The organism is Microbulbifer mixtoriginis (SeqCode), assembly GCF_052466865.1.
Genome location: NZ_CP174293.1, coordinates 966112 through 978743 on the forward strand (window position 1 = coordinate 966112; position 12632 = coordinate 978743).

Annotated in this window: 9 protein-coding genes; 1 reads left to right on the plus strand and 8 read right to left on the minus strand. The window is 50.6% G+C overall.

The annotated features are described in order from the left end of the window. Nucleotides 1–26: 26 nt before the first annotated feature. From rimI to ACJJJA_RS04465, 5 genes are all read right to left on the minus strand, one after another. Nucleotides 27–500 carry a ribosomal protein S18-alanine N-acetyltransferase gene (gene rimI, locus ACJJJA_RS04445; protein WP_444903849.1) on the minus strand — a complete coding sequence of 158 codons (474 nt, stop codon included), beginning with the start codon at nt 498–500 and terminating at the stop codon, nt 27–29. Beyond that, nucleotides 497–1270 carry a uracil-DNA glycosylase family protein gene (locus tag ACJJJA_RS04450; protein ID WP_444903850.1) on the minus strand — a complete coding sequence of 258 codons (774 nt, stop codon included), beginning with the start codon at nt 1268–1270 and terminating at the stop codon, nt 497–499. Before ACJJJA_RS04450 ends, rimI begins: the two co-directional genes overlap by 4 nt. Continuing rightward, nucleotides 1271–2806 (minus strand): 2-isopropylmalate synthase, encoded by a 1536-nt coding sequence (locus ACJJJA_RS04455; protein ID WP_444903851.1) that lies wholly within the window; start codon nt 2804–2806, stop codon nt 1271–1273. A gap of 397 nt (nt 2807–3203) precedes the next feature. Continuing rightward, a complete protein-coding gene (locus tag ACJJJA_RS04460; protein ID WP_252084542.1) occupies nt 3204–3713 on the minus strand; it encodes a MarR family winged helix-turn-helix transcriptional regulator in 510 nt (169 codons plus the stop codon). A 2-nt stretch (nt 3714–3715) separates the two neighbouring features. Beyond that, on the minus strand, nt 3716–4195 hold the full coding sequence (locus ACJJJA_RS04465; RefSeq protein WP_444883748.1) for a glutathione peroxidase: 480 nt from the start codon (nt 4193–4195) through the stop codon (nt 3716–3718). A gap of 178 nt (nt 4196–4373) precedes the next feature. Here ACJJJA_RS04465 and ACJJJA_RS04470 point away from each other — a divergent pair, with 178 nt between their 5' ends. Beyond that, nucleotides 4374–6305, plus strand: coding sequence for a cytochrome c/FTR1 family iron permease (locus ACJJJA_RS04470; RefSeq protein WP_444903852.1), 1932 nt, complete (start codon nt 4374–4376; stop codon nt 6303–6305). A gap of 238 nt (nt 6306–6543) precedes the next feature. Here the strand turns inward: ACJJJA_RS04470 and ACJJJA_RS04475 are convergent, their stop codons facing one another. From ACJJJA_RS04475 to ACJJJA_RS04485, 3 genes are all read right to left on the minus strand, one after another. Then, entirely contained in the window at nt 6544–8376 is a 1833-nt protein-coding gene (locus ACJJJA_RS04475) for an MFS transporter (protein ID WP_444903853.1), read from the minus strand. A 251-nt stretch (nt 8377–8627) separates the two neighbouring features. Continuing rightward, nucleotides 8628–10418 carry an MFS transporter gene (locus ACJJJA_RS04480; protein ID WP_444903854.1) on the minus strand — a complete coding sequence of 597 codons (1791 nt, stop codon included), beginning with the start codon at nt 10416–10418 and terminating at the stop codon, nt 8628–8630. A 270-nt stretch (nt 10419–10688) separates the two neighbouring features. Continuing rightward, the gene (locus tag ACJJJA_RS04485) at nt 10689–12575 is read right to left on the minus strand and encodes an MFS transporter (protein WP_444903855.1); all 1887 of its coding nucleotides are present in this window, start codon (nt 12573–12575) and stop codon (nt 10689–10691) included. Nucleotides 12576–12632: the final 57 nt, after the last annotated feature.

Sequence of the window (12632 nt, forward strand, 5' to 3'; positions counted from 1 at the left end):
CAAAAACGCCCGCTGACTGTTTTAAGCTACGGTTGCGGCTCTGCCAGGGCGAGGCTCATGAGTACAGCATTCTCGCGTTTGCCGTTTTCCGCGGGATAGTAATTCTTGCGCAAGCCATCCTCAGAAAAACCCAGTTTGCGATAGAGTGACTGCGCGGCGAGATTGGAGGCCCGCACCTCCAGCAATAGCCGCCGGATATCTTTGTGTCGCTCGTCGATAAGGCGGCGCAACAGCGTTTCCGCCAAGCCATGCCGGCGCCACTGGGGTACCACGGCCACATCGAGAATTTCCGCTTCGTCAAACAGCTGGCTGATTACACAGCAGGCGACAGTCACACTGCCGCTGTTGAGTAGCCAGCACTGGTGCCCGGCTTTTAGGCTCTGCAGATATTGTGTCTCACTCCAGGGGTGGCTGTGGGCACTGAGCGCCAGATTGGCCAGAGCGGCACAGTCAGTCTCCTCAGCGAGGCGTAAATCCAATTTGGTGTTGGACAACATCATTGAGCGCGGGTCTCTGCGGGATAGGCTTTGCGCAGCAGCTGCCAGAGTTCGCGCTTGCGTTGGGGCTGTTGTAGCAGTTGCGACAGACTGGGCATGGGAAGGATGCGTATACCATCCCAGTGGTTGATATCGCTTTCCAGAGGCTGAGGTGTACAGAATTCCTGTGCCTCTTGCCCCATCAACCAGATCGACCGCACTGGATAGCGCGAGCAGGAGGCCTCCAGCCAACTGGAAAAGGTATCGCGGGCCTCCGAGGCGTCTGCCGCCGGGCCGAAGCGGTTTTCTGCCATTGGCCAATGCAGACGCTCTTGCTGGCGCGGTAGCTCGTGCCAGTTAAGCGCTCGAACGATATTGCCGAAAAGAGCCTCCAGTGGCAGTGCGGCACCGGGCTCGTGGCTGTCTACTGCCAGCAGGGTTTCGCCGAGACGCCAGCAGTTGAGTACAAAGGGTTTCACTGGCTGGCTCGGCGCCGCCACCGGTATGGCAATAGTAGGTTTTGCCGGAGCCTGTGCTTTTGTCGCGCTAGTTAGTGCGTTGATCTCCGCCGCGACAGTATCACGCTCTTTGGTTGCCGGTGCGTCGACAATCTGTGCCGCAGACTGCGGCAGGGGGTTGCTAGCTAACGGCAGCGATTGGTCAGTAGCGGTATCCGGCTCCGCCGGTGGCAGCTTGGCCTGGCGGGGCTCGGGAGCGAGCGGTAATACAAAGCGAGGCACATAGCTGGCTATACCCAGTACCGATAGATATTCCGCTCGCTGCAGCTCGTTCACTTACACGCCCTGTTTCTTACTCTCACTGATGGCGAGCAAGTTTAACGCATCCATGTAGGCTTGTGCCGAGGCAATCAAAATATCGGTATCGGCGCCAACACCATTGACTAGACGGCCATCTCTCTCCAATCGCACGGTGACAGAGCCCTGGGAATCTGTTCCCTGGGTGACCGCGTTGACGGAATACAGCTTTAAATCTGCGCCACTATCCACGATATGCTCGATAGCTTTGAAAGTGGCATCTACCGGTCCGCCGCCTTGAGCCTCAGTCTGGTGGGGCACACCATCGATGGATAGTTCGATAAAGGCTTGTGGTGCACTGCCGATTTTAGTGCGTACGTCTAGGTCGAGCAGCTTGAAGCGCTCGGCGGGTTCCTCGCGCAGGGCCACCAGAGAGTGCAGATCCTCGTCGAAAATTTCGTGCTTCTTATCGGCCAGTTCCTTAAAGCGCTGGAATACCAGTTGGAACTCTTCGCCATCGCTAAAGGCGATGCCCAGCTCCTCATAGCGGGCACGTACCGCGGCCCTGCCGGAATGTTTACCGAGCACCAGGCGGTTTTGCCCCCAACCCACATCTTCGGCACGCATGATTTCGTAGGTTTCGCGGTGTTTGAGTACCCCGTCCTGATGGATGCCGGACTCATGGGCGAAGGCGTTGGCACCGACAATGGCCTTGTTGGGTTGTACCGGGAAGCCGGTTACCGACGAGACCATGCGTGAGGTGGGCACAATATGGCTGGTGTCGATGCCGGTGTGTACCGGGTAGAGATCCTGGCGGGTCTGTACCGCCATCACGATTTCTTCCAGAGAGGCGTTACCGGCGCGCTCACCCAAGCCGTTGATGGTGCACTCTACCTGGCGTACGCCGTTCATAACGGCCGACAGGGAGTTGGCCACTGCCAGACCCAGGTCGTTGTGACAGTGGGTAGAAAAGATGGCTTTGTCGGAGTTGGGGACACTCTCGATAACCCGGCGGAACATGGCACCGTACTCGCCCGGTTCACCATAACCGACAGTATCGGGGATATTGATAGTGCCGGCACCGGCGGCGATCACCGCCTCGATAATGCGATACATAAACTCCGGTTCAGAGCGACTGCCATCCTCCAGAGAGAATTCAACATCGTCGGTAAACTGGCGCGCGGTCTTTACGGCTTTCACCGCTTGCTGCAGCACATCCTCCGGATCCATCTGCAGCTTGTATTGCATATGAATTGGGGAGGTGGCGATAAATGTGTGAATACGCGAGGCGTTGGCTTTTTTCAGGGCCTCTCCGGCGCGCACTATATCGGCGTTGACGGCGCGAGCGAGGCTGCAGATACGAGACTCGCTCACGGCTTCGGCAACCGCCTGAACAGCTTCAAAATCTCCGGGGCTGGCAATGGCGAAGCCAGCTTCAATCACATCTACACGCATGCGTTCCAGCATACGGGCTATGCGCACCTTCTCCTCTTTGGTCATAGAGGCGCCGGGACTCTGCTCTCCATCGCGCAGAGTGGTATCAAAAATGACTAACTTATCTTTTTTGGTGCTCATTTCTGTTTTTTCTCCTTATTTGTTTCGAGGCTAAACAAGGGGCTTCGCCGCTGTCTACGCAACGTCCAAATAAAGTTGGGAATTCTGTTGAGGGTGGGGGGGAGAAAAATTATATGCCGCGCAAGGGCAGTCGTAGCGAGGAAGCTAGGGCGAAATGGCGAGGCTGAAAAGTACAGTTGTCAGTCTTCATGTGTGGCGATACCGGCAGCGGACTGGATTTCGCATATTATGGAGGTTATTTAAGCTTGAGGTCAATGCTCATCCTAAATATTCATTCAAATCGTTTTTTATAGGTAATTATGTCCTAATAATTATGCTATTTGTTGGCTTATTCTCTCTCTTGGGGTGTTTACCCCAAGGATGAAGGTTCCCGGGGGCGATGAGGAAAATAATGTTTCTACTTTGCAGTCCCTATGGGATTGCTACCTTCCAGCTTGTTTAGAAATTGCCAGAGGTCACCGTGAAGCTGTTTCACCTCAGTACGAGTAATGGCTGAGTTTTGGATGTTTTGCTGCACCCACTGCTTGGCCCGGGGCTTTAATGCCAGACCAGCACTGGTGGCAGCCACTAGAGTGACCCGTTCATCCCATGGAGCGCGTTTTCTCTCTACCAGTCCATGTTCCTGCATGCGCTTCAAGAGGGGGGTGAGAGTGCCGGAATCGAGCATCAAGCGCTGCCCGAGAGCGCCGAGGCTTCTCTCATTATCCTTTCCGTCTTTTTCGACTTCGCAGTTTTCATCTTCACGTGCCCACTCCCAGAGCACCATCAACACAAGGTACTGGGGGTAGGTGATGCCCAGGTCTTGCAGCATGGGCTGATAGGCTTTCGTCATAGCCCTGGAGGCAGCGTAGAGGGCAAAACAGAGCTGGCGGTTGAGAGCCAGCTCGGAATCTTCGTCGCAAATCACAGTTACAACATCCGTTCGATTTCTTCCTGCAGGGACTCAGGGGTGTCTTTTGGGGCGTAGCGTTTAATTTCCTTGCCATCCTTACTGATCAGAAATTTGGTGAAGTTCCACTTGATGCCTTCGGTGCCAAGGAGACCCGGTGCTCTTTTCTTCAGCTCCACAAATAGTGGGTGAGCCGTGGGGCCATTGACATCGAGTTTGGCGTAAACGGGAAAGCTGACGCCAAAATTCAGTTCACAGAACTCTTGGATTTCATCGTCACTGCCGGGTTCCTGTTTGCCGAACTGGTTACAGGGGAAGCCAAGCACGGTTAGGCCGCGGTCTTTATATTGATCGTAGAGGGCTTCGAGTCCTTTGTACTGCTTGGTGAATCCACACTTGCTGGCAGTGTTTACCACAAGGATCAGTTTGCCCTTGTAGTCCTCAAGGGAAGTGGTTTCGCCGCTGGCGGTCTTTACGGGGATTGAGTAAAGGTCTGTCATGGTGTGCTCCGCTTTTTAAGTTGTGCACAATTTAATTGTGGGCAATGTAAAAAGCAAGGCTTTTTCAACTCAATGAATATAGGTGAGTTTAAGCATGGGGTTTATTATGAGAATGATTATCAATAATATTGTGCGCTCCATAACGAATATTGTTTGTAGCAACTGAAAAGGACACTCCATGCGCCTTTCCCACTATCTGGCTCGCTTGTTTTTAGCGTTGCTGGCCATTTCGATTATCCCCGCCCAGGCCCAGCAGGGGGGGCTCTCAGAGCAGGAACTGCGCCAGTTGATGCAAATGGCGGAATATATTGGCGTTGATTACCCGGAGGCTGTGGCCGGAGGCAAGATCATCAATGCCGACGAATATGCTGAAATGGAGGAGTTCGCCGGGCTGCTGATCGACCGTGGGCAGCAGCTAAAAGATTCCACCGAGGCCAGTGTTATTCGCGCAGAGGCCCAGGCCTTACAGGCGGCGATCCAGCGCAAAGCGGATATTGATGAAGTGCAGGTGCACACAGCCAGTTTGCGCCAGGGGTTGCTAGCTATTGCTCCGGCATTATCACTGCCAAGTGGATTAGTCAGTACTGAAGAGACTCTCACGCTTTATCAGGCCCAGTGTATTGCGTGTCACGGTGTGGAGGGTCACGGCGATGGCCCCCTGGCGGCGAATCTGGAGCCTGCGCCGACCAATTTCCACGAGCGCGAGCGCGCTGTTAATCGTTCTCTGTTGGGGCTTTACGATGCGATCAGCAATGGTATTGATGGCACCGCCATGACTGCATTTGCTAACCTCACCGAGCAGCAGCGCTGGTCTCTCGCTTTTTACGTGGGTGGCTTGGCATTTGCCGGTGAAAGCGACTCGGCTGCGGAAATGAAACCTAGCTTGCAAGATATGGTGATGTATAGCCCACAGGTGCTGCGCAATGATCGTCCGGAAATCTCCTCGCAGACGGTGGCGGCACTACGCGCTGATCCGAGTGTGCTATTTACCGCAGAGGCCTCGGTAGGCGGCTCTCCCATTGATGTGGCGCGCACACAGTTACAGGCGTCGCTGCTGGCTTATCAACAGGGCGACTTCGCCAAAGCTCGCACACTGGCTATCAGCGCCTATCTCGATGGTTTTGAGATGGCGGAAAATTCCCTGAATGCTCTGGATGCAGACCTGCGCTTGGCCACTGAGCGTGAGTTGTTGGGATTGCGCGCGCAACTCCATGCCGATAGCGATCCCCAACAGGTTCGGGCGCAGATTGAGACAATCCTGCAGCAACTAGCTCAAGCGGAGTCGCTAATGCAGGAGGGCAACCTGTCTGGTGCTGCTCTATTTATTGCCAGTCTGGTGATTCTTCTGCGTGAAGGGTTGGAGGCGTTGTTGGTGGTGATTGCTCTGACTACCATCCTGGTAAAAACTGGCCGTCGCGATGCCCTCAAATTTGTGCATGTGGGCTGGGTCGGTGCCTTTGCCGCCGGCTTTGCCACCTGGTTTGCGGCGCAAACACTGATCACCATTAGTGGCGCCGGTCGTGAGGTGATGGAGGGCGTGGCCGCCTTGCTGGCCGCGGTAGTGCTCTTCTATGTGGGCTTCTGGATGCACAGCAAAACACAAGCGGACGAGTGGCAGAAATATATCCGTGAAAGCATCAACCGTAGCCTGAGTACCGGTGCACTTTGGGGTATTACAGGGCTGGCATTTATCGCAGTTTACCGTGAGATCTTCGAGACCATCCTGTTCTACCAATCTCTACTGGCGCAGACTTCTGTAGGTCATTATGGCACTTTGTGGACAGGGGTTGGCGCTGGTGTAGTTTTACTGGCGGTGATTGGTTTTGCCCTAGTGCGTTACTCGGTGAGCCTGCCGATCGGTAAATTCTTCAGCGTGACCACATATGTATTGCTGGCACTGTCATTCGTACTTGCTGGCAAGGCGGTTGCCGCGTTGCAGGAGGCGGCCTGGATTGGTATTTCACCGCTGCCGGTGCAGTTTAGCTTCGACTGGCTGGGTATTTACCCAACTTGGCAGGGGATTGGCTTGCAGGCCTTGGTGCTTATCGGAGCGCTTTGGCTGATGAGAAAGGGGAGTGTTTCTACTGAGGCTCCTGCCAAGGTTGCTTAATAAAACGCAGCTTGAAAGTATTGAAAATACCCGCTCCTAGAAGCGGGTATTTTTTTGCTAAAGAAGCTCCACTTAGAATCTGAATATGCCAATTACCCTATTTGGGTGTGGAGTTCGCAGCTGTTGCTGGACTTGAGCGCGATTAAACTCTGAATTTGGGGTTCGAATAAGGCACATTTTTTACTGGTGGTTAGTGGTTGCTGGTTAAATCGATGAATTAAGTAACACTTTGGCTGAGTTACTCAGCTAAGGCTGATTTGTTTATATCTTTCGCTGCAATAGGCTGCCCTACGCTGATATGTACTTTGGGGAGAAAGCGCATTTTTTTATGATTGGGGCTGCCTGAAACCTCATCGTGCAATCCCTTCAGAGTAAGGGGGAATATGGGGGTGGCCGTATGCGTTAAGACCTCCTTTAGTTGTCTTTCAATATCAGTAAATTCACTGTCACAGTGATCTTTAACGGGAAAGAAGCAGATTAATTCACCATTCCCTACAGCTCGACGTATTTCCGCTGAGAACTTATCTTTATCTCCTGTTGCGTCGTAAAAAATGGGCGCAAGACTGTAATTGTTAAAAATAAATCGCAGCAAAGGAAATTGGTTAAACCCCTGGGGCAGAATAAAGCGAATCGGCCTCAGTAGAGTATCCATAAGCAGTTGGGGCGCCAGCCGGGCTGCTGGGCTGCAGACTAGTAATGCAGCTCCTGTGGCGGGAATGTGCTTGAGTTCTCCGTAGGAGGTACGGGCGAATAGATGCGAGGAAAGCCACACAAGTAAGTGCACAATAAATTCTGGTTGTTTGAAAAACAATAAAGCCATTACTGTACAGTTCACCAGAGCCATCAGGATAAATAGCTGCGGAATTGTAATTTTCAGTACGTCGAGAAAAAAAATACTAAGCAGCGAGATCAGTACAATAAATAGGGCGTTTAAAACATTGTTTAGGGATAGGACTTGCGCACGCACAGCGTAGTCGGTCCTGTCCTGCATGATTGTATAAAGCGGTACAATGAAGATACCGCCAAATATGCCCAGTAAAGCGGTATATATGAGTACGGCATAAGCGCCATCACTTTGCAGGTATTCGCTGATAGATGCCCCGGACAAGGTGTCAAACTGTGCAGTGGTTATACCGAGGCCCAGCCCACCTAGAGTGATCCCCAAGGCGCCGATAGGTACTATGCCAAATGTGATGCGCCCTCTGGAGAGTGCTTCGCACATCAGGGAGCCCGCCGCCACACCAATGGATAGGCAGCACAGAATAATGGTGATAACTGGCTCGCTCGCGCCTAGTACATTCTTGGTGAGGCTGGGCACCTGTGCCAGATAGGCTGAACTGACCAGCCAGAACCAGGAACAGGCGAGAATAGCGTAAAAAACTGATGGATTCTTAACCGTTAGCCGCATTATACGCCAAGCTTGGGATACGGGGTTCCAGTCGATGCGCAAGTCTGGGGTCGGGGGAGGTGCTTGTGGGATCATTCGGCTGGCAAGATAGCCTAAGACGGCTATCACAACCATGATGGCTCCCAATTCCTCCAGTCCCGGTTGACCCGGTTTTGTGTAACCGGCGAGTAGGGTACCGGCAATAGTCCCGACTAACACCCCGGCAAAGGAAGCCATCTGTGCCAATCCATTGCCTCCCATCAACTCGCTGCGCTTGAGGTGTTGGGGTAGTAGGGCATACTGCACAGGGCTGAATATAGCGGTGTGTGTTGCCATTAAAAACAGCACAATAAAGTTCAGGATCTGGTTGTTATAAATAAGGCTATAGGCTCCCAGCAAGACAAAAAATATTTCCGCTAACTTCAATATCCTGATAATTCGGCTCTTGTCATATTTATCCGCTAGCTGGCCGGCCGTTACCGAAAAGAGAAAATACGGTAGTATATAAAAGCCCGTTGCGAGATTGATTAAGGCATTAGCCTCGGACTCCGCCAGACGAAATGCCAGCATCACCAGGAGTGCATTTTTGAAAATATTGTCGTTGAAGGCGGCACTGATCAGTGAGAGAAACAGTGGCAGGAAGCGGCGCTTGGTAAAAAGGGTGAATTGGTTTTGCTGGGCCATTGGCGCCTTTCTTTAGTTGGGTTGCTTCCCTTGAACAAATCCAGTGACTAAACCATTGTATCAGTGCAAAAGTGAGTAACTAATAGCATAGGGTAAAGCTGAATCAGTGGATGCTTGGAGAGTAGAAGAAACTGCTGCCAACTAGCAGATGGAATTTGGTTTTATAGTGTTGATTGTTATTGTAAAAGAGTAGTTGTGGTTTTTGAGGTCTTTATCCTTAAATGGTGAGGCTGTCTTTGTAGGTTTTCTTTTTAAATATCGTCGTCTTTGTAAATGTTTTTTAAGGTTAATAATGTTCTTCTGCTTAACTGGCTTTTTGTCTTCTTGATCTGCAATAGAGTTTGAATAATGGGAACTTTATGATTCTTAAATATGCCCCATAACTGTTTTCTTCTTTTCATGATTGAACTTGAATGATCTTGCTTGTCTATAAATAGACACAAAAGTTCCTCTTTTTTTGTTGCGCTTTCTATTTCGTTGAGAAGGTTGATATTCTTTTCTGTTTTTTCTGAGTTGTAAATTATAGGTTGTGTGCCCCCATTGCTAAGGGCAAAGCGTATTAATTTATGATTGAATAATGATTGCGGTAAGATAAAACGAACGGGGCGCGGTATTATCTCATATAGGATTAGAGGTGCCCGGTAATTTATGGACGTGCAGATGATGAGAGTGGTTCCTTGTTCCGGTATCAGTTTCAAGTTTTCTCCTTGCACTCGAGCCACGATATTTGTATAGGCCCAGGTGGTTAGGTGCACTAACAGCTCGGGTAATTTGAAACAGATAAAAATTAATGCAAGGAAATTTAAAATTGCAAGGAATATTATAAGTTGGGTGATAGATATCTTTGCCGCATCTAGCAATATAATATTGACTATTGAGATTATGACAACGAATAGGGCGTAGGACATGTTATTCAGTGCAAGAATTTGTCCGCGTATTTGCTTTTCTGCCCGGTCTTGAATGATGGTGTAGAGTGGCACGATAAAGATCCCCCCGGAGAAACCCACCAATACTGTGTAGAGCAAAATTGAAACTGCGTTGTCGCTCATCATAAATTCAGATATGGAAGCTCCAGATATAGTATGAAAACCTAGTGCGCTAAAACCCAGACCAAGCCCGCCCAGAGTTATCCCAAGCCCACCGATGGGTACTATGCCAAGTGTAATGCGGCCTCGAGATAAGGTATTGCACATAAGGGATCCAAGCGAAATACCAATTGTTAAGCAGCAAATCATCAGGGTAACCACGGGTTCGCTGGCGCCCAGTGTGTTTTTGGTGAAACTGGGAATTTGCGCAATAAAAGTTGTGCTGATTAGCCAAAACCAAGAACAGGCGATGATGGAATAAAAAACCGAAGGGTTCTTCATTGTTTGCTGTAAAATTTTCAGAGTTTGCTTTACTGGGTTCCAATTCACTTTTAAGCGGGGTGACAATGGTGGTGCTGGAGGTATTGCGCGGCTGCTTAAATAACCGAAAACTGCGATACCAGACATGACAAGGCTAAGATATAAAACCCCATGTTGTCCCGGCTTGATAAAATCTGCGAGTAGAGCGCCTACGATTGCACCGCTAAGGCTGCCAGCAAAAATTGCCATTTGTGCCAACCCATTAGCACCCATCAGTTCTTTTCGTTTCAGGTGTTGGGGCATAACTGCATAGCGGGCAGGGCCGTAGAAAGTCTCGTGGGTTGCTAATAGGAATAAAACTAAGAAGCTTAGCATCTTACTGTTGGCATACAGCGCAACAGCCCCCAGAAGTACAATGGGGATTTCTAGCAGCTTAATCAGCCTAATAAATTTGCTTTTATCGAACCTATCTGCCAATTGTCCCGCTGTGATAGAAAATAGGAAAAAAGGTAAAAGATAAAGTGCGGTTGCCAGATTGATCAGGGTATTGGCTTCGTTTTTTGCCAGCTGGAAAGCGAGAATAACTAAGAGAGCATTTCTGAAGATATTGTTGTTGAAATAGACAGTGATCAGAGTAAGGAATAGGGGGAGGAAGCGGCGTTTTCCCAATAGCTGAAACTGATTCTGTCGAGCCATTGCCACTTCCTTACATGAGACAGCCTATATCTGATTGTTTATCAGTCGGGGATTCATATTTGTTGAGTGATGCTGCGAATATTCCTTGTTAGACCCGTATTCGGTCATCGTGCTTTATAAGGTTCTGAAGATGGGGTTACATTGAAGGAAGTTTGGTTAAGCATAGGACAGCAGTAAGACTACAGTAGCCTTGGTCTGGTCAAATATCCTGGCGCGTAAGGGTTTTGATGACAGGGCTGGTGTTATCCCAGCCCCAAAATATGTGTTGATCTATTTTAATTCCCCGCGCAACTCCAGTACCTCATCGTGTAATGCCTCTACCTTGGCTTCAGGCGCTTTAATCGGAGCGCCTGCCACGACACTGACTTTGGACCAGAAGCGCTTTGGCAGGGTGGTGAAGGCGTGTCCACCTTTATGACTGAAGAAGCTGCCCCAAAGTCCGCGTAGGGCCATGGGGATTACTGGCACAGGGGTGCGCGCAAGGATTTTTTCAATGCCGGCTTTAAACGGTTGCATCTCTCCGTCTTTAGTGAGTTGTCCCTCTGGGAAAATACATAGCAGGTCACCATCTTGCAAACCCTGCTCAATGTCCTTGAATGCCTGATCATAGCCTGCAGGATCCCGTGACTTGGAGCAGATGGGAATGGCGCGCCCAGTGCGGAAGATAAAGTGCAGCACCGGGATTTCATAAATCGGCTTATACATGATAAAGCGTATTGGGCGGCGTACGGCGCCGGCTAACAGTAGGGCATCCACATAACTCACATGGTTACACACGATCAGGGCTGGTCCTTCTGCGGGAATCTGCTCTAACCCTTGATGCTTTACCCGATACATTGTGTGGGAGAGCATCCAGATAAGTAGACGCATCGCGAATTCGGGAACCTTGGTGAATACAAAGATAGCCACGGCGGCGTTCATCAGGGCGATGACCAGGAAAAACTGTGGAATCGTGGCTCCTAGGATATTCAGGAACAAAATACCCAGCAGCGCTGAAACAACCATAAACAGCGCGTTAAGAATATTGTTGACCGAGATAATCTGTGCGCGAATTTCTCGAGGCGATCGGTCTTGCATCATAGCGTAGAGAGGCACAATGTAGAGGCCACCAAAAATACCTAACAATGCGATGCAGATAAGAATAGTGAGGGCGCCATCGCTGTTGAAGAAAGCGCTTAAGGTGGGCTCTTGCAGTTCCTGAAAGCCCCCCCCGGCACTGGAAAGAGCGATTCCGGCAATGGTGAGGCCGGCGGCACCCAGTGGTACTAGGCCCAATTCGATATGGCCGTTGGATAAGCGCTCGCACAGCATGGAGCCCAGGGCAATACCGACGGTAAAGGCACACAACAATAGGGTGACAAGGGATTCATCTCCCCCCAGTACATTATTCGTAAAACTGGGTATCTGCGTCAGATAAGCCGCGCCCAATAGCCAAAACCAGGAGATGCCGATAATGGCATAGAAAATTGATGGGGTTTTGGCGGTAGTACGCAGGATTTTGTTGGTTTGGGTGATGGGGTTTGGGTTGATATGCAAATTTGGTGAGGGCGCTGGACTTTGAGGAATCCAGCGGCTTGCCAAGTAGCCGAATATCGCGGCCCCCATAATGATCAGGCTGAGGTAGAAGAGACCGTGTTCCCCTTGCCCGGTCAGTCCGGCGAGTAGGCCGCCCACAATGGTGCCGGCGAGGATACCAACAAAAGTACCCATCTCTATCAGGGCGTTACCACCGACCAGTTCAGAGCGTTTCAAGGATTGTGGCAGGATGGCGTACTTCACCGGGCCAAAGAAGGCGGACTGCACTCCGAGCAGGAACAACACGGCAAGGCAGAGCAGATTACTGCCGCTATAAAGCGCACCTATACCGAGGGAGCCAATAACGATCTCTCCCAGCTTGATCAGTCTAATTAAGCGGCTCTTATCAAATTTGTCTGCCAACTGACCTGCAGAAGCGGAAAATAGGAAAAACGGCAGTATAAACAGGCCGGCGGCGATATTAATTAGAGCATTGGCTTCGCTTTCCACCAAGCGAAAGGCGATCATCACGCTCAACGCATATTTATATACGTTATCGTTAAAGGCACCTAAAAACTGGGTGATAAAGAAGGGCAGAAAGCGGCGGCTGGCAAGCAGTTGGAACTGGGTGCGATGGGCCATTGGTGGTATCTCTTATGAAAGCACGCCATCCATCTTAAGCTATTGCGGCAAAGATTT

Excerpts from the sequence above, each read along its gene's own strand:
- ACJJJA_RS04455 (WP_444903851.1), bottom strand. The coding sequence starts at position 2,806 with ATGAGCACCAAAAAAGATAAGTTAGTCATTTTTGATACCACTCTGCGC.
- ACJJJA_RS04485 (WP_444903855.1), bottom strand. The coding sequence starts at position 12,575 with ATGGCCCATCGCACCCAGTTCCAACTGCTTGCCAGCCGCCGCTTTCTG.
- ACJJJA_RS04465 (WP_444883748.1), bottom strand. The coding sequence starts at position 4,195 with ATGACAGACCTTTACTCAATCCCCGTAAAGACCGCCAGCGGCGAAACC.
- ACJJJA_RS04475 (WP_444903853.1), bottom strand. The coding sequence starts at position 8,376 with ATGGCCCAGCAAAACCAATTCACCCTTTTTACCAAGCGCCGCTTCCTG.
- rimI (WP_444903849.1), bottom strand. The coding sequence starts at position 500 with ATGATGTTGTCCAACACCAAATTGGATTTACGCCTCGCTGAGGAGACT.
- ACJJJA_RS04480 (WP_444903854.1), bottom strand. The coding sequence starts at position 10,418 with ATGGCTCGACAGAATCAGTTTCAGCTATTGGGAAAACGCCGCTTCCTC.
- ACJJJA_RS04470 (WP_444903852.1), top strand. The coding sequence starts at position 4,374 with ATGCGCCTTTCCCACTATCTGGCTCGCTTGTTTTTAGCGTTGCTGGCC.